Genomic DNA, 24832 nt, shown 5'->3' with positions numbered 1-24832 from the left:
CAAAAGGAAAAAAGCCTGAAAAGGCAGATAGGAGTTCATATGTCAGTAAAAATTGCATTAGCAGGTAACCCAAACTGCGGAAAAACAACATTATTTAATGCACTGACCGGTTCTAACCAGTTTGTAGGAAACTGGCCGGGTGTTACGGTAGAAAAGAAGGAAGGAAAGCTTAAAAATCACAAAGATGTAGTTATCATGGACTTGCCGGGTATTTATTCTTTGTCTCCATATACTTTGGAAGAAGTAGTGGCAAGAAACTACCTCATTGGTGAAAGACCAGATGCCATCTTGAATATCGTAGATGGAACCAATATTGAGCGTAACCTTTATTTATCCACACAGTTAATGGAACTGGGAATTCCGGTTATCATGGCAGTAAACATGATGGATTTGGTTGCAAAGAGTGGAGATAAGATTAATATTAAGAAGCTCAGCGAAAAACTTGGATGTGAAGTAGTAGAAATTTCAGCATTAAAAGGAACAGGTATTAAAGAGGCTGCTGAAAAGGCAGTAAAACTTGCAGAAAATAAGACAGCAAAAACACCTGTACATAGCTTTGCACCAGAAGTAGAAAGTGTATTAGCTTCTATTGAAGATAAAATTGGAACAGATGTTGCAGAAGAACAGAAACGTTTCTTTGCAATTAAGTTATTAGAAAAAGATGATAAGATTGTTACACAGATGAAGAATGTTCCGGATGTAACAGCAGAGATTTCAACCATTGAAAAAGAAATGGATGATGATACAGAAAGTATTATCACAAATGAAAGATATACTTACATCTCTTCTATTATTAAAGATTGTTATACAAGAAAGAATACAGAGAAGCTTACAATTTCCGATAAGATTGATAAGATTGTAACAAACCGTTTCTTGGCATTACCAATCTTTGCAGTTGTAATGTTTATTGTATATTATGTTTCCGTAACAACTGTAGGTTCTATACTTACAGACTGGACAAATGACACATTGTTTGGTGAATGGATTGTTCCAGGAGCTCAGAGCTTCTTTGAGAATATCGGATGTGCAGACTGGCTGACAGGACTTATTGTTGATGGTATTATCTCCGGTGTTGGTGCGGTACTTGGATTCGTTCCACAGATGTTAGTATTGTTCATTTTCCTTGCATTATTAGAAGAATGTGGATACATGGCAAGAATCGCATTTATCATGGATAGAATTTTCCGTAAGTTCGGTCTTTCCGGAAAGTCCTTCATCCCAATGTTAATCGGAAGTGGATGTGGTGTTCCGGGAGTTATGGCAAGCCGTACAATCGAAAACGACAGAGACCGCAAAATGACAATCATGACTACCACATTTATTCCATGTGGAGCTAAGTTACCAATTATCGCATTGATTGCAGGTGCGTTATTTGATGGAGCAGCATGGGTTGCACCAAGTGCTTACTTTGTAGGTATTGCAGCAATTATCTGTTCCGGAATTATCTTAAAGAAAACAAAAATGTTTGCTGGAGACCCAGCACCATTCGTTATGGAACTTCCGGCATATCATATGCCAACAGTAGGAAACGTATTAAGAAGTATGTGGGAGCGAGGATGGTCCTTTATTAAAAAAGCAGGAACAATCATTTTATTATCAACTGTTATACTTTGGTTCTTACAGGGATTCGGTTGGGTAGACGGTTCCTTCGGAATGTTAGAAGAAGATCAGTTAAACGAAAGTATTTTAGCATCTATCGGAAATGTTATTGCACCGATTTTCGCACCACTTGGTTGGGGAGATTGGAAGATGGCAGTTGCAGCCGTAACCGGATTGATCGCAAAAGAAAATGTAGTAGGTACTTTTGGTATCCTCTTTGGATTCGGAGAAGTTGCAGAAGACGGAGCAGAAATTTGGGGACAGCTTGCAGGAAGCATGACAGCAGTAGCTGCTTACTCCTTCTTAGTATTTAACTTGTTATGCGCACCTTGCTTCGCAGCAATGGGAGCAATTAAGAGAGAAATGAATAATGCAAAATGGTTCTGGTTTGCAATCGGATATCAGTGTATTTTAGCATATATTGTTTCTATGTGTATCTATCAGGTTGGAACATGGATTACAACAGGTGTATTTGGAATAGGAACAGTAGTAGCAATTGTTCTTATTGTAGGATTTATCTACATGTTGTTCCGTCCTTACAAAGAAAGCAGCACATTGAAAGTAAAAGGTATGGTGGGAGCAAAATAATATGAAAACACAAATGCAGAAAGAAATGATACTGGAAAAGTTAAAAGAGAATGGATGCAGAATTACCAGACAGCGGCGTTTGATTTTGGACATCATATTGGAGGAAGACTGTAACTGCTGTAAGGAAATTTTTTACAAGGCATCAAAGAAAGACGAAGGTATTGGAGCAGCCACAGTATACCGCATGGTAAATATGCTGGAAGAGATTGGTGCTATCAATAGAAAGAATATGTATAAAGTAGCATATTCTCCAAACTGTCTTTTACAAAATGCCTGCACTGTAGTTCTGGATGATGACAGCAGCTATAATCTTTCTGCAAAAGAATGGAATGAGGTAATCCGTAGAGGCTTAAGTGCTTGCGGATATCTGAAAAACCAGGGAATCGAATCAGTTACAATCACCGGTTGTGACTGTGATGAAAAAACGTGTTAAGTATTTCAAAAATCCACATAATGTTATAATTAAAGTGTAGATATGGAAGGCGTAAAGCTTTCTGTATCTACACTTTTTTTATGCAATAGGAAATTGCGTCCTATTGCATAAAAAACGCTCCGCTAAGGAAGCATACCTCGCGGAGCTGAAATTAGTCATAAATGACACCGCTCGGGCGCGAAAGAGTCCGATAAACAAACTCTTTATTATGCAGAGCAACCGATTGCGCAACTAAACAGCAAAAACGTATGTGAAAAATACACAAAAAATATATAAAACATATATAAAAAATGCACGTTGACAACATAAAATGAAACTGATATACTCAAACCATAGAACAACCGATTGCGCAACGGTGAACAACGGGACACGAAGAAAAAAGGAGAGAAAACATGGATAAATTTGTGGTAAACATTATTCATCGTCCGGAAATGGTTCCAGAGTATGCAGAAAAAGTAACTGGACATGGAAAGGAAGAAGATATCGGAAGAAAGGCATTATTGACAGAGTCGCTGGACATTTTTAAGACACAGCAGAGACTGGCACATCAGAATGGATTAAAAACTACCATTCAGATGACATATGCAAGCTTATTTAATGATGAGGCAGTAGAATTAGCAAAAGCAGACCATGAGAAATATGGTGATGAAATTGCATTATCTTTATTAGGACTGCCTTGCAAAGAATTTCGTGAAAAGTATAAAACAAAAGATTTCTGTATTTGGATGTTTTCTATGGAAGATAAGAAGTCCATTGTAGACGATGTATTTGAAAAATTCCATGAACGTTTTGGATTCTATCCTGAGTCTACTGGTTCCTATTATATGGATGCAGATTTGACTAATTATATTAAGGAAAAATATCCATCTGTAAAATGTGCAGTTGCAACTTGTTGGGAAGAAGGTCCCAAGGCATATCATACCTGTAACAATTCCTGGTATACTTTGTTTGATGGCGGCCCATGGGCTCCGTGGATTCCTTCCAAACAAAACACACATGCGCCGGCAGCAGACGAAAGTGAAGACTCTGGAATAGTAGCTATTCCACATCTTTCTCGTGACCTGTTAGCATGTTATGATGGGAACGGTTCCAATTTCGGAACACACCCACAGAATGTACTTCGTGGTATGATTTATGATTCCAAGACCTGGGAATATCCATACTTATATAATTTAATTGACCAGTATCGCTCCTTGGAAAAATACAATAATGGATATGCATATAATATGATGTTTGTAGGACCGGGCTGGATGAATAAGATGGGACGCTGGGAGGCTCCTTATGAACTGTTGGAGAAATCTTATTCTGATGGTTGTGCATATTATGGAAAGTTGAAAAAAGAGGGCAAACTGGTAGATATGACAATGACTGAGTTCGCAGATTATTATCGCCAGAAAAAGAGTTACAAAGAACCGGAATGTGCTCTTTGGAGAGATATTCTTTACGGTTCGGATAAGCAGGTATTCTGGTATACAGACCCATATATGAGAGCATGTGTAAATATGGATCAGGGTGGAGCAATTGTAGACCTTCGTCCTTATGCAGCAAAGTTGGAATGGCCGGTTGGAATAGGAACTCCTCATGTACAGGATGCATCTTATCCATTTTTGATTCAGGAAAAATATCGTGCAGGTTACTTTACACATTATGCAGGAGAAGGAACAGTACGAAGTGCAAAACTTACACATAATGGAGAAGAAGTAGACTTATGCTTATGCCGTACCAAGGCACATTTTTCACAAGAAGGAAATACCCGTATTTTAACATTGAATCCGGTAGATATTGAATTTGCAGATTTAACAGTAAAACTTCAGACAAAGATTTATTTTGAAGAGGGTGCATCTAATATTAAAATGGAACGTACCATTCTTGAAATGAGTAATCCAAATGCTGAAGTAGAATTAAACGAATACATGGTGGCATGCTATGGAACAACAGAATATCCGGAGGATATGACAGGAATTACATTAGCATGTGAAGGAAACGAAACAAAGACAATTTCTTATGCATACAAATGCAGAGAGGAAAGCTTGGAAGGGGCAAAAGCAGTAAGTGCAGTGATTCCGGCAATTCAGACAAAAGTATCTCTTACTTCATCAAGTGATGCAGAGGGATATATTAAGGAAGGATATGCATTCTCCCCAATGTTTACCTTAGGATATAAGAAAAAAGTTTCGGATAAGGAGGTATTTGCGACATGGCTCAATCTGGAAAAGGCAAATTAAATTATCGTTGTCCATCCTGTTTTATGAGAGATTTGGACATTGATATGTTTTATGACAAAGACAAGAAAGAATATTATTGTATTCGGTGTCAGTATCGTGGAACAGAAGAAGATGTTTTAGAGAAAAATGAAATGGTACGTTTCCGTTATGGTGCAATGATGAAACGGTTTGATAAATTTGATTTTGACTAATCAGGAAAGAGTAGGGGCTGTTTTTAAACAGCCCTTTTCCGGTAAAAAAGGAGAAAAAATATGGATAAATTTATTAAGGGTGTGGATTTGTCCACAATGGAAGAATTAGAAAGACTGGGCGCAAAATACTATGACCATGGGATGGAAAAGGATGTGTTGGATATTCTGATGGATTATGGTATCAATGCAGTACGATTGCGCCTTTGGCATAATCCTTATTCAGAAACAGGAGAACCCTATGGTGCAGGAACCAATGACCTATCTACTACAATAAAAATGGCACAAAAGGTGCGAAAGAAAGGTTTGGATTTTTTATTGGATATTCATTACAGTGATTTTTGGGCAGATCCGGGAAAACAGATAAAGCCCAAAGCATGGAAGAATTATTCGGTAGAAGAATTAGAACAGGCAGTATATGACTATACAGTAGAGGTAATGAAGGCATTAGAACAGGCAGAAGCAATCCCTACTATGGTTCAGGTAGGAAATGAGCTTTCTAATGGTATGTTGTGGCCGGAGGGAGAAATACCGAATTATGATAATCTGGCTCGCTTTGTGAGCAGTGGAATTCGAGGAGTAAAGGCAGTAACACCACAAATGCCCATTATGATTCATCTGGATAATGGAGGAAATAATGAACTGTATCGAAGATGGTTTGATAACTATTGTAAACGGGGAGAAGACTTTGATGTGATAGGTTTATCTTATTATCCGTTCTGGCATGGTAGTTTAGACAGTCTCAGCAATAATATGAAAGATATTGCAAAACGTTATGGAAAAGACTTAATAATTGCAGAAGTATCTATGGGATACACTATGGAAGATTATGCAGCTTATGAAGGACTAGGGGAAAAAGAACGAAAAGGGATGGCAACGAAGCCTTCTTTGGTAGAACAGATAGAATATCCAATGACGAAGCAGGGACAAAGTGATTTTATGTTGGATATTATGAAGCGTTTGAAGGAGATACCGGAGAACAAAGGTTGTGGATTTTATTATTGGGAGCCTGCGTGGATTCCGGTAAAAGGTTCCGGCTGGGCAACGGAAGCGTCCTTGGAATACATGAAAGATAAGGGACCCTGTGGAAATGAATGGGCAAATCAGGCATTATTTGATTATGAAGGCAATGCACTTCCAGCTTTAGAAGTGATTCGGGATTTTAAAGAGTAGAAGAAAGATTGGAATATAAAATAAATGAGAGAAATAGACCATTAGGTATTGAGTGGAACGGTCTGTTTCTCTTTTTCTTTAAGAAAGGATATGATAAACTATATAATAGTGTCAAAAGTTTCACAAACTTTAGTTGTGGCACATATATTAAAAATAGAATGAGTTAGGCAGGTGGAAAAGTATGAATATAAATATTGTAATTGGATTAGCAATTCCCTTTTTGGGAACAACAATAGGTGCGGCGTGTGTATTCTTTTTGAAAAATGAAATAAAACCATTGGTACAAAAATCATTATTAGGATTTGCGTCAGGAGTAATGGTTGCAGCTTCGGTATGGTCATTACTGATTCCGGCTATTGATATGTCAGAAGAAATGGGAAGACTGGCATTTGTTCCGGCAGCGGTAGGATTTGCGCTGGGTATTGTCTTTTTGCTTGGAATGGACAGGGTTATTCCGCATTTACATATGAATGCAGAAAAACCGGAAGGTCCGGTGACAAACCTAAAAAAAACAACCATGCTGGTACTAGCTGTTACACTTCATAATATTCCGGAGGGAATGGCAGTAGGTGTGGTATTTGCAGGATTATTAAGTGGAGAAGGACAGATTGCTGTAACAGGTGCATTTGCATTAGCAATTGGAATCGCAATTCAGAACTTTCCGGAAGGAGCCATTATTTCCTTACCGTTGCGAAGTGAAGGAGGAAGTAAAGCAAAAGCATTTTTTTACGGAGTAGCATCCGGAGTAGTAGAGCCTATAGGTGCAGTGATAACCATTTTACTTACCGGATTGGTAGTGCCACTTTTACCGTATTTGTTATCCTTTGCAGCAGGAGCAATGATTTATGTGGTGGTGGAAGAATTGCTTCCGGAGGCATCAGAAGGGGAACATTCTAACATTGGAACCATAGGATTTGCCTTAGGGTTTCTTATAATGATGATATTGGACGTGGCACTTGGATAAGAATTCCCATTTGGGAATTCTTCTGTGGGTTGACATGATACAGTGGAACTGATAAAATACTGGGCGATGGGAAAATAATGATAAGGAGAGAAGATATGTCGAAAGAGATAAAAACAAGTCAAGTAGTAGTCGAAGCAAATGTCAAAGCCATTTCAGGCGCAACCAAATGTTTTGAACCAGTTGCATTAAATCCATCAGATAATAGAACTACAATTACAGCCAATGCTAAGGGACAAGAGGCATATGCAAGGTGTCAAAGTGTGAAACAGAACTTTGGAAATAGTATCAAACAAGAAATGTCGAAACTGAGAAGCGTTGGAATAATGTTTCAACAGTATGATGAAATGCTTAGTGAATTGTGGGAAACTCGATTTGGAAAAAATAAATAAAAAGTAGGGAGTAAAGGGATGGAAGAACGAAATACAAAAGTAAATATGGAAGATTTGCAACGTAAAATGAAACAATTGGAAGCGGAGCAAGAAGCCTTTGAGTATAAGGTCAAACGTGTTTTACAGCAGGAAGAAGAGGAAGATGGAGAAATTACTCGAGCCCAGATGAAGATTGCAAGGGCGCAAGAAAAATGTCCATCAAGTAATACGACTATTCAGCAGTTACTTTATGAAAAGCAAGACAGGTTAGGCAGGTTTCGAAGGGAAAAAATAAGTTTTGACGATGAATTTCGAAAAGAGATTAGAAAAAGAAAACATGATTTCGAAACAGATAGAGAAAAATTATTTCAAGAAATATCTAATAAAAAGAAAGGGAAAGAAAATAGTTATGCAAAGGAGAAGGGGATATGAATGAGAATTCTTATTTTAATCCAGAAGATATGCGTGCACAGTGTGATGCAGCTATAAATAATCTGGAAGAAGATAATAGAGCAAACGGTATTATAGAAGAAAAAATAATGGAATTTATTACGGAACATACACTGGCTGGAAAGGCGTTTGAAGCAGCGAAACAGCAAATGTTGGATTATGTGGCAGTGTTACATGCAATGAAGTTGGCGAACGAAGCGGATATAGCAGATTTTAGATATTTAAAGTTGATGTCAATCGGAAGTGAAATAGATGGTAACTTTATCTTATCGGAAAAGGAGGGTGCTTTATCGGAAAGAAAGATAAATGGAGAAAAAGCTGAGAAATACAGAAAAAAAGCTCAAAAAGAACAATCTATGTTAATTCGTTAGCAATATATGACAAAGGTAGCACATTATATGGCAATGGAAGTAATAAATCAAGAGTTATAAAGATATCATGAATTTAAAAACTACAATGGGAAATGAAAAAGTTTTTATTTCAGAAGATTACAAAGCATTATTGTATCAAGGAAAAGTCTATATTATAGATGTTCCCAAAGACGAAATGAGCTATCAGGGAACTTGGAAAAAAGATGGACAAATGACATTAACGAAAACGGAATTTGATTGGGCAGCAGGAATATTGGGGATAAATTTAGAAGATATACCTAAAGAAGAATTATTTGATCATAATGGTAAACATAGATTACAAAGAGCAGAGGTATCAGGTAAGGATAAAAATGTTACAACAGCGGTAGCTTTGCATATAATCATGGGGATAGAAAGTTTTTTTGTGTCGTCATTAGAACATATGGAGATAAAAGTATTTTTTGAATCAAGCGGAAATCAACGAAAGGCAACCATTATGGTAGGAGATTCTCAAACACGTTTAAGAATGCAGGAAATAGATTATGGTATGCCAGTAAATACCTATAGAGATTCTAAAGGAGTGCTTGGAAACAAGTATGCATCTGACTATGCCATAGGGATGTATAAAATGATTACCGGTAAAGATGTTCCAGATAAAAATGATACTTATACAATTACAGGGACATTAGACGAACGTCATAGAGAAACAGATATAAACGGGTATTTGTCTTATTCAGAAGATGGAGAATTGCTATATACACCATTAATATACGCAGGAGATACAGCGTATATTTCTACATGTCAGAAATTTACAGGTTATAATGCAAAAGAAATACTTGAATTTACAGATATGTTGTCTAACTCAGTGGTAGCAGATGATGAGATGAAAAAAATTTTAGAACAAGCATGGGAGGAATATGATAATGGAAAATAAAGAGAAAGAGTATGTTAGCTTGGTAATAATTACACTAATACATGGAATTTATACATATTGTGCACTTGGGAAAATGCCATATATATCATTTGGAATATTTGATGAAATTAGTGTAGGGGCTTTTTTACTGTGGGTAATTTATGGCATGTGTTTGTATCTTATTACTCAAGTGTGGATTATAGAAAAAGATAATATAAAAAAACAATGTGCATTATCGATTGTATTTGGAGTGGTAAGTGCATTTTTAAAGGGAAGTATAGATTATGGAATAGGGGAATTGTATGAATATTTACAAAGTGTTATAGCGGGTGCATGTTTAGATGAAGCAACAACGGTTATATTTTTTGTTTTATTAACCTGTGTTTTGCTTTTTATTATTGGAAAGAAAAAAGTTCACTTTAATATAAAAAATGTAAAAGTACCATTATGCTTGTTAGTTATATGGGTAGTATCTTATGGTGCGTTTGTTGGAAACTATTTATGGCAGAATCAGCAGGCAATAAAAGCATTTAGTGCAAATGAGCAGGAAAGGTTTAACTTAGATTATCATTTTGGCAGGAAGATTTTAGATGGAAATGTATGGTTTTATATAATATTTTTCCTGTTGTTTTGGTGGTTTATGAGGAGATTAACAAAAGAAGAAAATGAGTTATAAGAGATAGGAAGTAAATATGAGTAATAAATGTAAAGAATATGTCTGTATAATTATCATGACTATATTGCAGGGGATTTTTACATATGAGTTTTTAGGCGGGATGCCATATATAGCTTTTGGTATATTAAGCAAAGTTACAGTTAGTGCGTTTTTTATGTGGGTAATTTATGGAATTACCTTATATCTGATTACACAAAAGTGGGTAAGGCAAAATAATATAACAGTAAGATGTTGTATAAGAACTTGTGGGTTTGGAATAATAGTAGCAATTATCAAGGAAGGGTTTGATTTAGTAGTAGAAAAATCCAGAGGTTTATCCGCAAGTGTAATAAAAATAGTAGTTACAGATCAGATTACTAATTTTGTTTTTGGAATCCTATTAATAGTGTTTTTGTTTTTGGTTGTTGCCAAAAGAAGGGTTAGTTTTTCGAAAAAAAGTGTTAGAGCACCATTTTGTACAGTTAGTGCCATATTGGTTGGTTATGTTGCAGTGATAGGCAGTTATTTGTACAAAATTCAAATAGAAACAAAAGAGTATAATAGAACAGAAGTAGAAATTTGTAGTTTAGATCATTATTTTGGCATGAAGATTTTAGATATAAACGTATGGTTTTATGTAATATTTTATATTGTATTTTGGTGGTTTATGAGGAGGTTAACAAAAGAAGAAAACGAGTTATAAAAGATAGGAAGTAAATATGAGTAGTAAGTATAAAGAGTATAGTTGTATAATTATCATGACTATAATGCATGGAATTTTTACATATAGATTTTTAGGAAGTATGCCATATATTTCTTTGGATGTGTTTGAAGGAGCGAGTATCAAAGCTTTTATAATGTGGCTGGTTTATAATACAATATTATATATTGCACTACAGAAGTGGGTGGCTTTAGAGAAAATAAAATGGAAACATGGGGTCTATGCCATTATATTTGGAGGAATAAGCACCCTCATAAAAGGATGTATAGATTTAGGGGTGGGAAAATGGAGTGCAAAGTCAGAAGATGTTATTAAAATTGCCTATATTGTTCAGATAACTACAATTATTTTTGGGATACTATTAATTAGTATATTGTTTAAGTTTATAGCTCAAAGAAAAATTTGTTTTAATATTAAGAAAGTTAAAGTACCACTAATTATTATAATTATCATATTATGCAGTTATATGGTAGTTACAGGACGTTATTTGTGTGAATATTACAAAATAATACAAATTTATAGTAGTAAAGAAGAAGTGTGGCGCTTAAATTATTATGTTGGTGGAAAAATTTTGGATATAAACGTATGGTTTTATGTAATATTTTATATTGTATTTTGGTGGTTCATGAGGAGATTAACCCAAAGCCCAGAGGAGAGTAGAGGAGAGAAAAAGTAATGAATTATTTTATAAAAAGAGAAATCATACTATTGATTTTGTATACAGTTTTCACGGTGATATTAATGTATAAAAGGGAAAACAATAAAGTGAAATATTGGAAGATAGTAAAATGTTTTATTATTTTGCTGGGATTAGAACCAATGTTGCAATATTTTTTTGATTATGTTTCCAATGAGAGTGATACATATACAGCGATATATGCCGGTGTAGTATGGGTGATTGTGAACATTACCTATGTTTTAATTGCGATAGGTATTTACGAGGCATTTATACCAAATGAAACAGAAATACTGTATGGATGGAAAGAGTTACCTGTATGGGTAAAAAGAATTATTATAGCCTCTATTGGAGTGGGAGGAATATTAACTGTATTAGATTTTTATTCTAACATAAAGATGTTAGAACAAGTATATGAAAGCGCAATGAATGGTACAGGAAGCATGATGGATATATTATTAATGAGTAATTACACGACTTCATATTTTAAAATAAAAGAGACGTTACGAATTGTAAATATTTGCAGTATAACAGGTGGATTATTGATAACGAGGCTAAAGATTAAGGAATAAAGTATAAATAAGAATGCGTATAGGCATTTTAAAGGGAACCAGGTTAAGTAAAAATTGCGGACTATATCAATAAGCAAGGGTATGAAGGTATAGTTTCACTTGAGTCACATATGACTAATGGTTTGCATGAAGAACGTAAAAAAGAAGTATTCATGATGGAAGGAGAAAGAGATGGTAGAACAATCAATTTTTATCAATAATAATGAACTGAAAAATTGGATAAATAATGCATATGATTTAGGGATAGATAAAGTTGAAAAAACTGAATTAGGAAGTGCAAATTGTTATTATTTGTATTCGAACTCAAACGAAAGATATTTTTTAAAAGAATTCCAGGAAAAGATTACTTATGAGAACTTAGAAGAAGAAATAAAGATTTGCAAATATCTTAATGAAAATGGGATAACGGCTTCTTCGTTTATTTGCAACCGTGAGGGTAAATACATATCGAGTTTTAGAGATAGATACATTCATGTACAGAAACATATCATAGGTAATTCCTACAACATGTTTGAAATGCCTAATGATTTAATGATCAAATCAGCAAGATTGTTAGGAAGAATAAATAAAGTGTTAAGCGGATATAAAATTGATAGATATAATTTTGGAGATAAATGGCTGAAAGAATGGTCCAATGAAAAGGAGATTGAAAAACTCAAGAAGTTGCTAGATGAAAGAAGTGCAGAAATAGACACAAATTCTACGATATATAAGCAGATTTGTGAAGATTTTGAATTTAAAATTAATAGGTTAAAAATGATGGATGGTTATGCAGAGCGTTTTTTGGGAACATATAAATGCAGTAGTCATGGGGATTATAGCTTACTTCAAATTCTTTGTGATAATAATGATATAGTGGCTATAATTGATTTTGCTTCAGCCTGCACACTTCCTCCAACGTGGGAGATAATTCGTTCATATTCATATGCATCTAAAGAATGTAGAGACAATGGAAAAATTGATTTTGATAATTTTACTAAATATTTAGATTCTTATTTAGATGAATATGAAATACCCAAAATTGATATTCTTCGTATGCCATCTTTATATTACTTTAATTTGATAAGAAGTAGCTTTGGATATAAACAGTATTTAAAAAATAAATCTGATAAAAATTTGGATTTTGCATTCTGGAGAACAAAAATGTGCAGATGGCTATACAATAATATGGATGAGTTCGAAGCATATTTAGATGAATATTACAAGAATTAAGAGGTCAATGAATTCTAATAGTGTTATAGAAGTGGAGATATATGATATGGAAAATAGAGAAAAAGAATATATTAGCTTGGTAATAATTACACTGATACATGGAATTTATACATATTGTGCTTTGGGAAAACTTCCACACATATCTTTGATGGTATTCAGTAGTATTGGAATAAAGGCTTTCTTAATGTGGACAATTTATAGTATGTGTTTATATTTGGTTATACAAAAATGGGTTATGCAATCGCAAAATATGAAAAAACAATATTTGCTATCAATATTCTTTGGAATAGTCAGTGCACTTTTAAAGGGTGGTATAGATTTTTTAAAAGCAAAACTAGGAGATTATTTAAAAAGCGTTATAATATCTGCATGTTTAGATGAAGCAACAACAGTTATATTTTTTATTTTATTGACTTGTGTTTTGCTTTTTATTATTGGAAAGAAAAAAGTTCACTTTAATATAAAAAATGTAAAAGTACCATTATGCCTGCTAGTTATATGGGTAGTATCTTATGGTGCGTTTGTTGGAAACTATTTATGGCAGAATCAGCAGGCAATAAAAGTATTTAGTGCAAATGAACAAGAAAGATTTAATTTGGATTATTACTTTGGAAAAAAGATTTTAGATGGAAATGTATGGTTTTATATAATATTTTTCCTGTTGTTTTGGTGGTTTATGAGGAGATTAACAAAAGAAGAAAATGAGTTATAAGAGATAGGAATTTTGTATAATAGCAGCTTTGAGAGCATGAGTTTCTTTTTAACCTTGCAGGTAAGAGATGTTTTAATTTTCCCTTTTCGTCGATTCCGAAGCTGTGTGGCAGAAATACATTTACCATATATTTTTGTCATTTTTGAAAGTTGTTTATCGTTATGTCTGTAAAGATAGGGAATTGTGGATGAAACTACGGAAACTCAAGGTGAATTTAGGTTGACACTGCTTTGAAAAGAATGTTAAAATAAAAAACAATATACAATTTTATGGCGAAAGATATTGTAGTATAGAAAACAATTTGGGAGGTAGTTTATGAAATTGAAAAAGAAAACATGTGGAATATTAGCGGCGGTATTGTTGCTGACGACTGTATTTACCGGAATGCAGGAAGTGATGCCGGTACATGCAGAGAACTTGAAGGTATCCATAAACGGAACCGAACTGCAGGATGGTAAATACTATGAATTTGGAGGAAGCAGAGGAAGCGGAACGATGAGTGAGTGCGACCCGACTTCTTTAACTTCTTCATCGGTATATATATACTATAATGCCGGCGTTATGGAAGTATACAATAATGTAAGGATATATTCAAATGGAGGGAGTTCAACAGAAATCCTGAAAATTGAAAACGGAACCCTGACGCTGAAAGGGTCTGGCAGGTTCTTTTTAGCAAACAATGGAGATACGGAAGCATTGGTTAGCGGAACTGCGGATGCTGCCCTTATAACGGATGAATATACCGGAAATATTGTGCTTAATGGGTATGGCGGAAATGCTCTTATAAAGGGGCTTTCTTTGGTAGATTTAAAAACTACCGGAGAAATAGCACTTAGTAGTGATGCAATTGTCGGTGATTCATTCATATCTGCCGGCTCTGTTAAGCTTGAGGCAAGCAATTTTGGCTTATTCCTGTTGGACGGAACGGTGAAGCATATGATAGAGGCAACGGATGCACAAAACGGAGAAATCAGCCTGATAAAGACCGATACTCTTAATTATTTAGATTTAATTAACGGAAATAGTATTAATGCATCGGAAGCTTTCTTCAAAGCGAAAGATATTTATCTGTCATCAAATGGAACCACTTCGAATCGGAGTATATTGTTTATAGGTGAAGCAATCGCAGAAGGTAATCTTAAGGTAGAAGCAAAAAGCGGTGTGGAGTTGAATGCACAGAATACAGCAGTAAACGGTAATCTTAATATAGATGTAACAGACGGCGGTAGTGTAAAAGTAGTCAGTGAAGGGGGAGCTGTGTCGGCTGGAAATACAGAGATTCAAGCACCTTTGTCAACGGTTCGGCTGCAGGTAAATGGAAATGCTGCAGTAATTGAAGGAAATGCAAAGATTAATGCAGAAAGAATAGCCATGAAGAGTGCAAATAATGCAGCAATTGCAGGTGATGCAGAGCTTCAGACTCAATATGGGATTGAGCTTATCGGAGCGGAGGGATATTCGGTCATAGCGGGAAGCAACATTATACTGAATACATCAGGCAACGAGATTTTAATAAGCAGAACAGGAAGTGCTGCATCTGATACTCCACCAATTCTTGGAGGAACCCTTCAGACCCAGAATGATGTAGTAATATATGAAGATGGCGGAACGAGATGGGTAGAGATATTGGCAACCGGTCAGGTATATTATGCCGATAATTGCGAACATCCGATTATATTAGGATATTCGGGTCGGTGTATGGTGTGTAATACCTCTAATATTGAATATGCAGAGTTGATAGGAGCAGATGGAACCTCAAAGAGAATGCTGAACGGAGACCTTGGCGGATGGGGAGCATATAATGATTTGCGATACTTGGCGGACGGAGATACCATAAAACTTACCCGGGATTTGTGTGCAAACGGAAGAGCTGTGGCAATCGATGACACAAAAGCTGTGACGTTTGATTTGAACGGACATACCTTAATGCTGGGTACGCTATCGGCAGGAAATGACCTTACAATTGCAAATGGTGACTACAAAGGAAAGATTGTAAATACTGGTATTAATCTTACAAAAGTATTGAACTTTCGGAATGCAAAGGCTACCCTTGGAAACCTGCAATGGATGACGGATAGTGGTGTAAAGCTTGAAGAAAGTGAAGTTACGATAGCAGGAAATAACGGCTCCGAGCAATGCTGGTTAGAAAAGCTCACAATGGATGAGGATTCAAAGCTGGTGTTACGCAATGTGGGCGGTGGTATCGGAAATTACGGTCATAATACATTGGAGGAAAGCTTGGGTTCGATTCAAGAATTCCTGCCGAAAGGGTATTCCCTTGCACGGATAAAAAGGAACCCGGCAGATACATATGATACAAATACAATTGTTGACGCAAATGGTGAAATAGGTAAAAGTATAGTGCTTCGTTATTGTAAGCTAACTGACGCAGACGTAGATGTTACACTGACCTCGGAGACATATGTTTATGATGGAGCTGCAAAGGAGCCGGAGGTACTTGTGACCTATGATGGACAGACTTTGATAAAGGATACAGATTACACTGTTGCTTATGCAAATAACAAAAATGCGGGCAGTGCAGTCGTAACAATTACGGGGCTGGGAGTATATCATGATGCAACACAAGTACGGTTTACAATAGAGAAGGCAAGTCAGGCAGCACCTACAGGACTGGTTGCTGTAAATGCAAGTAAGTCAGGGGTAAATGACGGAGCTATTGAAAATCTGACTACCGCAATGGAATACAGTACGGATGAAGTAAATTGGATAAGAGTTACAGCAGATGCAAAAGTGAGTGGACTTGCAGCAGGTGACTACTATGTGCGATATGCAGAGACAGAGAACTATCTGGCTTCTCCGGCTGCAAAGGTAGTGATTACAGTAAAGGATGCGCCTTCAATAGGAGGCGGCTCCAACCCGGGCGGAACTGCAATAGGTGGGAACGGAACCACCAATTCGGATACAGTACCGGCCATTGCAACAGGAAGCGGCTCTACCATAGCAGCCACAGAAAGTGCAAATGGTACAATAGCCGCTGCTGAAGCAGCACAAAAGGCTGCAACGGATGAAAAAGCCGCAAAAAATGTAAAGACTGGAGACGAAACACCAGTGGGATGGATATGGATTTTGATGTTTTCAGCCGTTGGAATGATGGGTGTGGCAGTTGCAGGCAAGAAGAAGCAGTGTTAACTGGAGATTAGCAAATCAAAGAAAAGATAAGAAGAAATAATATAGAAAGACAGATGGCAGCAATTCAAGTCTACCACCTGTCTTTCTTATGTATTTAAGAAAACGATAACTCTCTGGCTGTTTGACATAGCTTAAGGGATGGCAGAATCAGTAGGCAATAAAAGTATTTAGTGCAAATGAACAAGAAAGAAACGTTCTTGTTGAGAAAAACCACGCAATAAAACTCTTGAAAAATCCATAGCTTTCTAGTATGATACTCATAGGTTAGATAAAGCTAACCCAAGAAAGCAATAGCTAACTGAAAGGGTGTCGAAATTCAATGAGCAAGGAAATGATATATCTGATTACTAGTGTGAATATGAAAGCATTGGATATGCAGTTAGCATTTCAATGTGCACCGGTTTTGATGAATTATAAGATTTCCAATTTGCTGATTGTAGAAAAAGAGAAAATTGATTCAGTAAAGCAGTTATTTGCCAAAACAGAACTATCCTGCAAATTGGTCATGGTATCAGAAGAAAAGTCAGCATTTTTGATTTATCGAGAAGAGGCTTTGGAATCCTATTTGGAATGTAGAAAAGTTCGAGAATTGATGGAATCTTTTGGATATGAAAATTATGAATTGGAAAAAATATTAGAGGAGTTTTCCAAAAAGTATACAGAGTATGTATCCAATAGTGGAAGCTTCCCGCATGAAATGGGATTGCTTTTAGGATATCCGGTGGAGGATGTAATTGGGTTTATTCAAAATGACGGAGAAAATTTTCTGTATTCTGGTTACTGGAAAGTGTACACCAATCTTTCAGAAGCATTAGAACATTTTGAACGCTATAATTTAGCGAAAGAAACAGCAGTTCGAATGGTTTCGGAAGGGAAAGATATTTTTCAGATTTTACATATCGGATCTTTTCAGAAAAATAATTGGAAACAAAGTATGGTTTAGGAGGATTTTGTAAGATGAGTAAAATTATTGTAGCATTTTGGTCACAGTCAGGAAATACAGAAGCTATGGCAAATGCCATTGGAAGAGGAATTACAGCAGCGGGAAAGGAAGCAGAAGTTTTGCACATCGCTGATGTATCTATGGATGATTTGAAAAAGGCAGATTGTTTTGCATTAGGATGCCCGGCAATGGGAGCTGAGGTTTTAGAAGAAGGAGAAATGGAACCTTTCGTAGAAGAAGTAGAAGGATTCGCAGCAGGCAAGAAAATTGCACTATTTGGTTCATATGGCTGGGGTGACGGTGAATGGATGCGTGACTGGGAAGAACGTATGAAATCCGCAGGAGCAACATTAGTAAATGGAGAAGGTTTGATTATACATGAAACACCGGACGAGGCTGGTGAAGCAGAGTGTGAAAGCCTTGGAAAGCAGTTGGCCTCTGTATAGCAAATGTGCTTACAGTAGTTTAACTATCAGGTTGTTGTGTAATGCAACAACCTGGTTTATAAAAAGACATTTGAGGAGAATAATAAAACATGAGTGTAGTTATTATCGGTGGACATGACAGAATGGTCTGTCAGTATAAAAAAATTTGTAAGGCACATCAGTGTAGAGCAAAAGTGTTTACACAGATGTCAGGAAATTTAAAAGAGAAAATTGGAAGTCCGGACTTAATTGTATTATTTACCAATACTGTATCCCATAAAATGGTGCGTTGCGCATTAACAGAAGCAGAGCGTACTAATGCAGATGTGGTAAGATGCCATACAAGCAGTGGAACAGCATTAGAAGAAATTTTATCTGAAAAGTGTGGAGCATAAAACTATATAAAATGAAGGAACATGACAGACAGTTGTCATGTTCCTTTTGCTATACTATGTTTGAAAAGATAAAAACAGGAGGAAAGCAAATGAAATATGAAATTGTAAAATATCGGATTATTATAAAGGTATAAATCTGGTAGAAATTATAAGAAATTATTGACAGATTCTATCCCAATATGATAATCTTTATTTTAGATGTGCGAAAACAGAAATGGGTTGTTTTCATAGTCGCATTATTGATTGAGTTAGAAGCTCAAATTTTATAAGTTGGTTACTTAAAACCAGTGTGGTATACACATCAACTTGTGAAGTGGTCAATAAGAGTAGTAAAAGTAAGTATTTGCTATATAGACTCTGGAAACCCTATTTATGATTGAGAAGCATGGTATTTTTTTAAAAGCTAAAAATAATACAAATATGTAAGAAATCATACGCAGGTGATGAAATATCACCTGCGTTTTTTGTGCGATTCAGCAGTACAATAAGACTGAACATGGAGAAAAAGGATGAAAACATTAACACAGAATGATGCACCCATTTATGATGCATTAAAGCAATTTCAGAAGAAAAGAGTAGTGCCTTTTGATGTACCGGGACATAAACGAGGAAAAGGAAATCCGGAGTTAAAAGAGCTTTTAGGAGAACAGTGTGTATCCAATGATGTGAATTCTATGAAACCTTTGGATAATCTCTGTCATCCGGTATCGGTAATTCGTGACGCAGAAAAATTAGCGGCAGAAGCCTTTGGTGCAGCAAATGCATTCTTTATGGTGGGTGGAACAACCTCGGCAGTACAGAGTATGATTTTAAGTGTCTGCAAACGTGGGGAGAAAATTATCCTGCCACGAAATGTACATAGAAGTGTCATTAACGCCATGATTTTAAATGGCGCGCACCCGGTATATGTGAATCCGGATGTGGATAAGCGACTTGGAATTCCTTTGGGAATGAAGTTGTCACAGTTGGAAAAGGCAATGAAAGAAAATCCGGATGCAAAGGCAGTTCTGGTAAATAACCCTACTTATTATGGAATTTGTTCCGATTTGCGTTCCATTGTAAAACTGGCACATGCCCACGGGATGAAGGTATTAGCAGACGAAGCCCATGGAACACATTTTTACTTTGGAGAAAATATTCCGGTATCAGCCATGGCAGCAGGTGCTGATATGGCAGCAGTAAGTATGCATAAGTCTGGTGGAAGTTTAACACAGAGTTCATTTTTACTGACCGGGCCGGAGGTAAATGCAGGGTATGTGAGACAGATTATTAACCTGACTCAGACCACAAGCGGTTCTTATCTTTTATTATCCAGTCTTGATATTTCCAGAAGAAATCTTGCCATTCGTGGAAAAGAGGAGTTTTTTAAGGTAGTAGGAAAGGCAAGATATGCCAGAGAGGAAATTAATCGAATCGGAGACTATTATGCATATTCCAAAGAGCTTATCAATGGAGACAGTATTTTTGATTTTGATGAGACAAAACTTTCCGTGTATACATTGGATGTGGGATTAGCAGGAATCGAAGTTTATGACTTATTGCGTGATGAATATGATATTCAGATAGAATTTGGTGATATTGGAAATATCCTGGCGTATATTTCCATCGGAGATCAGCAGAAAAACATTGAAAGACTGGTAGGTGCGTTGTCTGAGATTCGCAGACGTTTTCGCAAGGATAAGGCAGGAATGCTGACACAGGAATATCTGGCACCGAAGGTAGCGGTCACACCTCAGGAAGCCTTTTATGCAGAAAAAGAGTCGTTGCCTATGATGGAGACAAAGGGAAGAATTTGCAGCGAATTTGTTATGTGTTATCCACCGGGAATTCCGATTTTAGCACCGGGAGAAGAGATAACCTCCGATATTTTGCAATATATTCAATATGCCAAGGAAAAGGGCTGTTCCATGACCGGTACAGAAGACCCTGCGATTGAACGTTTAAATGTTCTGAAAGGAGTATAAGGATGGAAATATGGTTTTCAGAAAATCATACAGATGATGTGAAGTTGTCCATTCGTGTAGACCGTCAGCTTTATAGTGTGCAAAGTGATTATCAGAGAATTGATGTATTCGATTCTAAGGAATTTGGCAGAGTTTTGACTTTAGACGGCTATGTGATGATGACAGAACGAGATGAATTTATTTTTCATGAGATGTTGGTACATGTGCCAATGGCAGTACATCCAAATGTACGAAAAGTGCTGATTATTGGTGGTGGTGATGGTGGCGTAGTAAGAGAGTTGTCTCATTATCCTGAAATAGAAAGTATTGATTTGGTAGAGCTGGACCCATTGCTGGTAGAGGTATGTAAAAAGTATTTGCCAAATACTTCCTGCCGTATGGATGAGAAACGATTGCATCTTTATTGCACAGATGCACTGCGTTTTGTGCGGTCTAAGGAAAATGAATACGATTTGATTATTGTAGATTCCACAGACCCTTTTGGACCGGGAGAAATTCTTTTCACCAAAGAGTTTTACGGAAATTGCTACAAGGCACTGAAGGAAGATGGAATTATGATTCATCACAATGAAAGTCCGTTTTATATGGAAGAGGCGGCGTGGTGTCAACGAATTCATAAACGGGTATGTGATATTTTTGAAGAAAGTGCGGTATATCAGGCACATTTGCCAACCTATCCTTCCGGACATTGGCTGTTTGGATTTGCCTCTAAGAGGTATCACCCGTTAAATGATTTGGCACCGGAAAAATGGAATATGCGGGGAATTCATACCAGATATTATACAACAAGGCTTCATCAGGGAGCATTTGCGTTGCCTGCCTATGTAGAAGAAATGTTAAGAGAAGTGGAGGAATATTAAGGATGTTACAGAAAAATATCGAAACCTTTATCGGTTGTGATGGGGAATATGAAGAATCAAAGATTGTATTGTTTGGAGCACCCTTTGACTCTACCACTTCATACCGTCCGGGAACGAGATTTGCAAGCCGCACCATAAGACAGGAATCCTATGGTTTAGAAACATACAGCCCTTATCAGGACGAAGACTTAGAGGATTATTCCGTATTTGATAGTGGTGATATTGAGCTTTGCATCGGAGATGCCAAGATAGCCTTAGAGCAGATTGAAGAGCGTACCAACACAATTTTAAAAGACAAAAAATTGCCTTTTATGATTGGTGGAGAACATCTGGTGACGTTAGGAGCAGTACGGGCAGTAGCAAAACAATATCCGGATTTGCATATCATACACTTTGATGCGCATACGGATTTGCGACAGGAATACTTGGGAGCAGAACTATCCCATGCCTGTGTATTGCGTAGATGTCATGATATTTTAGGTGATGGAAGAATCTTTCAGTTTGGCATTCGTTCCGGAGAGCGGGCAGAGTTTCGTTGGAGTGAAGAAGGACATGTAACCACTCATAAATATAATTTTGATGGATTAGAAGAGGTTTTGAAAAAACTAGAAGGAAAGCCTGTGTATTTTACCATTGATTTAGATGTGTTAGACCCGTCTGTTTTTCCGGGAACAGGAACTCCGGAAGCAGGTGGAGTAGGGTTTATGGAGTTGTTAGATGCAATTTATGAATCCTGCTATGCACTTCAGATTGTAGGATGTGATGTAAATGAACTGTGTCCACCATGTGATCCAACGGGAGCATCCACAGCAGTGGCATGTAAGGTAGTGCGAGAGTTCTTGTTAGCATTATTGAAAAAAGAAAAATAAAGTTAAATTAAAATATAATTTTTGTAAAAACAACAGAAAATGGAGGAAGAAAATGAACAAGTTAATGATTATCGGTTGCGGAGGAGTAGCCAGTGTTGCAATTCATAAATGTTGCCAGAATAGTGAGTTTTTTGATGAAATCTGTATTGCCAGCCGTACCAAGTCAAAATGTGATGCTTTAAAAGAGAAGTTAGAAGGAACAACTTCTGTAAAAATTACAACCGCTCAGGTAGATGCAGATAATGTACCGGAATTAGTAGCTTTATTGAAGAAGGAACAGCCACAGGCAGTATTGAACTTGGCATTGCCTTATCAGGATTTACATATCATGGATGCATGCTTAGAAGCAAAGGTACATTATATTGATACTGCAAACTATGAACCGGAAGATACAGCAAAGTTTGAATATAAGTGGCAGTGGGATTATCGGGAACGCTTTGAGAAGGCTGGTATTACAGCTTTATTGGGAAGTGGATTTGACCCGGGAGTAACCAGTGTATTTTCTGCGTATGCATTGAAGCATTATTTTGATGAAATTAACTATATTGATATTTTGGATTGTAACGCAGGAGATCATGGATATCCATTTGCTACTAATTTCAATCCGGAAATCAATATTCGTGAAGTATCTGCGAAAGGTTCTTATTGGGAAGATGGACATTGGGTAGAAACAGAACCAATGGAAATTAAGCGTGTATACAATTTCCCTGAAATCGGCGAAAAGGACATGTATCTGTTACATCACGAAGAAATCGAATCTCTGGCACTTAATATTCCGGGAATCAAGAGAATCCGTTTCTTTATGACTTTTGGACAGAGCTATCTTACACATTTGAAGTGTTTAGAAGATGTAGGAATGACAAGCATTGAGCCGATTATGTATGAAGGAAAAGAAATCATTCCGTTACAGTTTTTAAAAGCAGTTTTACCAGACCCATCTTCTTTAGGTCCAAGAACCAAAGGAAAGACCAATATCGGATGTATTTTTATCGGAAAGAAAGACGGTGTAGAAAAGAAACTTTATATCTATAATACTTGTGATCATCAGGAATGTTATAAAGAAGTTGGTTCACAGGCAGTTGCATATACCACCGGAGTTCCGGCTATGATTGGTGCAATGATGGTAATGAGTGGAAAATGGCAAAAACCAGGTGTATATAATATAGAAGAGTTTGATCCGGATCCATTTATGGATGCATTGAATCAGTGGGGACTTCCATGGAAGATTTCTGAAAATCCAGACTTAGTAGAGTAGACGGAGATAGAAATGAAATTCGAAGAATTAAAAACGCCTTGTTATGTGATAGAAGAAGAAAAATTAAAAAAGAACTTAGAAATTTTACGCTATGTTATGGAAGAAACAGGTTGCCACATTTTATTGGCACAAAAAGCCTTTTCCATGTATTACAGCTACCCTTTGCTTGGTACCGTTTTAAGCGGTACCACAGCAAGTGGACTATATGAGGCAAAACTGGGAGCAGAAGAAATGGGAAAGGAAAACCATGTTTTTTCAGCGGCATACCGTGAGGATGAGTTTGAAGAAATTGCAGAGCTTTGTGACCATATTGTATTTAATTCCATCGGACAGCTGAAACAGTTTGAAGGAATTGCAAAGGAAAAGGGGAAAAGCATTGGAATTCGTATTAATCCGGAGTGTTCTACCCAGGAGGGACATGCAATATATGACCCCTGTGCGCCGGGTTCTCGTTTGGGAATTACACTTAGTCAGTTAAAAACAGCAGAAGAAACCTATGGAGCAAATCTGTTAGAGCAGGTAGAAGGCTTGCATTTTCATACCTTGTGCGAACAGAATGCAGATGATTTGAAAAAGACATTAGATGCAGTAGAAGAGAAGTTTGGTTCTTACTTAAAAAATATGAAATGGCTCAATATGGGAGGCGGACATCATATTACCAGAAAAGATTATGATGTGAAGTTATTGATTAACTGTATTCGTCATATGCAGGAAACTTATGGCGTAGAGGTATATTTAGAACCGGGTGAAGCAGTTGCACTAAATGCGGGTTTATTGGTAACTACTGTATTAGACATAACGGAAAATGGTGGAATTAAAAATGCCATTTTAGATACTTCCGCAGCTTGTCATATGCCGGATGTATTAGAAATGCCATATCGCCCGCCTCTGCGTGACAGTGGGGAACCGGGAGAAAGAGCATACACCTATCGTTTGGGTGGACCAACCTGTCTTGCGGGAGATGTTATAGGAGACTATTCATTAAATCAAGAATTGACGATAGGAGATAGGTTGATATTTGAAGATATGGCAATATATTCAATGGTAAAGAATAATACCTTTAATGGTATGAAACTGCCTGATATTGTTTGGAAAAGTGAAGAAGCGTGTCAGGTAATTAAGTCCTTTGGATATGAAGATTTTAAAATGAGATTGTAAGAAACATTGTAAAA

The 24832-nt window shown here is 36.6% G+C and carries 25 protein-coding genes; all 25 read left to right on the top strand.

The genetic code is table 11. The annotated features are described in order from the left end of the window. The first annotated feature begins 39 nt into the window (after positions 1–39). On the top strand, positions 40–2187 hold the full coding sequence (gene feoB, locus KQI83_RS01690; protein WP_216554196.1) for a ferrous iron transport protein B: 2148 nt from the start codon (positions 40–42) through the stop codon (positions 2185–2187). 1 nt (position 2188) lies between these two features. Then, positions 2189–2620, top strand: a complete 432-nt coding sequence (locus tag KQI83_RS01685; protein ID WP_216554194.1) for a transcriptional repressor — start codon at positions 2189–2191, stop codon at positions 2618–2620. A gap of 392 nt (positions 2621–3012) precedes the next feature. Beyond that, positions 3013–4845 carry a hypothetical protein gene (locus KQI83_RS01680; RefSeq protein WP_216554192.1) on the top strand — a complete coding sequence of 611 codons (1833 nt, stop codon included), beginning with the start codon at positions 3013–3015 and terminating at the stop codon, positions 4843–4845. Then, the gene (locus tag KQI83_RS01675) at positions 4818–5036 is read left to right on the top strand and encodes a hypothetical protein (protein WP_216554189.1); all 219 of its coding nucleotides are present in this window, start codon (positions 4818–4820) and stop codon (positions 5034–5036) included. Before KQI83_RS01680 ends, KQI83_RS01675 begins: the two co-directional genes overlap by 28 nt. Positions 5037–5096: 60 nt before the next feature. Further along, positions 5097–6206: a glycoside hydrolase family 53 protein gene (locus tag KQI83_RS01670; protein ID WP_216554188.1), complete on the top strand. Its 1110-nt coding sequence runs from the start codon at positions 5097–5099 to the stop codon at positions 6204–6206. A 181-nt stretch (positions 6207–6387) separates the two neighbouring features. Further along, on the top strand, positions 6388–7170 hold the full coding sequence (locus tag KQI83_RS01665) for a ZIP family metal transporter (RefSeq protein WP_253295452.1): 783 nt from the start codon (positions 6388–6390) through the stop codon (positions 7168–7170). Positions 7171–7265: 95 nt separating this feature from the next. Continuing rightward, complete coding sequence (locus tag KQI83_RS01660) at positions 7266–7559, top strand: TIGR04197 family type VII secretion effector (protein WP_216554186.1); 294 nt, start codon at positions 7266–7268, stop codon at positions 7557–7559. Between the two features lie 18 nt (positions 7560–7577). Then, entirely contained in the window at positions 7578–7970 is a 393-nt protein-coding gene (locus tag KQI83_RS01655) for a hypothetical protein (RefSeq protein WP_216554184.1), read from the top strand. Continuing rightward, a complete protein-coding gene (locus KQI83_RS01650) occupies positions 7967–8359 on the top strand; it encodes a hypothetical protein (RefSeq protein WP_216554182.1) in 393 nt (130 codons plus the stop codon). The genes KQI83_RS01655 and KQI83_RS01650 overlap by 4 nt, the downstream gene beginning before the upstream one ends. A gap of 67 nt (positions 8360–8426) precedes the next feature. Next, positions 8427–9272, top strand: a complete 846-nt coding sequence (locus KQI83_RS01645; RefSeq protein WP_216554180.1) for a hypothetical protein — start codon at positions 8427–8429, stop codon at positions 9270–9272. Further along, complete coding sequence (locus tag KQI83_RS01640) at positions 9262–9927, top strand: hypothetical protein (RefSeq protein ID WP_216554178.1); 666 nt, start codon at positions 9262–9264, stop codon at positions 9925–9927. Before KQI83_RS01645 ends, KQI83_RS01640 begins: the two co-directional genes overlap by 11 nt. A 16-nt stretch (positions 9928–9943) precedes the next feature. After that, positions 9944–10609, top strand: coding sequence for a hypothetical protein (locus tag KQI83_RS01635; protein ID WP_216554176.1), 666 nt, complete (start codon positions 9944–9946; stop codon positions 10607–10609). A gap of 16 nt (positions 10610–10625) precedes the next feature. Then, on the top strand, positions 10626–11303 hold the full coding sequence (locus KQI83_RS01630; RefSeq protein WP_216554174.1) for a hypothetical protein: 678 nt from the start codon (positions 10626–10628) through the stop codon (positions 11301–11303). Further along, positions 11303–11875, top strand: coding sequence for a hypothetical protein (locus KQI83_RS01625; RefSeq protein ID WP_216554172.1), 573 nt, complete (start codon positions 11303–11305; stop codon positions 11873–11875). Before KQI83_RS01630 ends, KQI83_RS01625 begins: the two co-directional genes overlap by 1 nt. A gap of 171 nt (positions 11876–12046) precedes the next feature. Beyond that, positions 12047–13087, top strand: coding sequence for a phosphotransferase (locus KQI83_RS01620; RefSeq protein ID WP_216554170.1), 1041 nt, complete (start codon positions 12047–12049; stop codon positions 13085–13087). A 46-nt stretch (positions 13088–13133) separates the two neighbouring features. Further along, positions 13134–13799: a hypothetical protein gene (locus KQI83_RS01615; protein ID WP_216554168.1), complete on the top strand. Its 666-nt coding sequence runs from the start codon at positions 13134–13136 to the stop codon at positions 13797–13799. 315 nt (positions 13800–14114) lie between these two features. Further along, complete coding sequence (locus KQI83_RS01610; RefSeq protein ID WP_216554166.1) at positions 14115–16949, top strand: hypothetical protein; 2835 nt, start codon at positions 14115–14117, stop codon at positions 16947–16949. Between the two features lie 319 nt (positions 16950–17268). Beyond that, positions 17269–17892, top strand: a complete 624-nt coding sequence (locus KQI83_RS01605) for a DUF3793 family protein (RefSeq protein ID WP_216554163.1) — start codon at positions 17269–17271, stop codon at positions 17890–17892. A 14-nt stretch (positions 17893–17906) separates the two neighbouring features. Continuing rightward, positions 17907–18338, top strand: coding sequence for a flavodoxin (locus KQI83_RS01600; protein ID WP_216554161.1), 432 nt, complete (start codon positions 17907–17909; stop codon positions 18336–18338). An 89-nt stretch (positions 18339–18427) separates the two neighbouring features. Then, positions 18428–18712 (top strand): DUF2325 domain-containing protein, encoded by a 285-nt coding sequence (locus tag KQI83_RS01595; RefSeq protein ID WP_075718302.1) that lies wholly within the window; start codon positions 18428–18430, stop codon positions 18710–18712. A 509-nt stretch (positions 18713–19221) separates the two neighbouring features. Further along, positions 19222–20676, top strand: coding sequence for an aminotransferase class I/II-fold pyridoxal phosphate-dependent enzyme (locus KQI83_RS01590; protein WP_216554159.1), 1455 nt, complete (start codon positions 19222–19224; stop codon positions 20674–20676). Between the two features lie 2 nt (positions 20677–20678). Continuing rightward, entirely contained in the window at positions 20679–21536 is an 858-nt protein-coding gene (gene speE / locus KQI83_RS01585; protein WP_216554157.1) for a polyamine aminopropyltransferase, read from the top strand. A 2-nt stretch (positions 21537–21538) separates the two neighbouring features. Then, the gene (speB, locus tag KQI83_RS01580) at positions 21539–22405 is read left to right on the top strand and encodes an agmatinase (protein WP_216554155.1); all 867 of its coding nucleotides are present in this window, start codon (positions 21539–21541) and stop codon (positions 22403–22405) included. Between the two features lie 52 nt (positions 22406–22457). Then, positions 22458–23660 (top strand): saccharopine dehydrogenase family protein, encoded by a 1203-nt coding sequence (locus KQI83_RS01575; RefSeq protein ID WP_216554153.1) that lies wholly within the window; start codon positions 22458–22460, stop codon positions 23658–23660. Between the two features lie 12 nt (positions 23661–23672). Beyond that, positions 23673–24818 carry a carboxynorspermidine decarboxylase gene (gene nspC / locus KQI83_RS01570; RefSeq protein WP_216554151.1) on the top strand — a complete coding sequence of 382 codons (1146 nt, stop codon included), beginning with the start codon at positions 23673–23675 and terminating at the stop codon, positions 24816–24818. The last annotated feature ends 14 nt before the right edge of the window (positions 24819–24832 follow it).

It is taken from the genome of Roseburia sp. MSJ-14, assembly GCF_018918225.1.
Lineage (GTDB): Bacteria > Bacillota > Clostridia > Lachnospirales > Lachnospiraceae > Petralouisia.
Note: the sequence above shows the minus strand (reverse complement) of the source record. Positions and strands in the feature narration are given on the sequence as shown.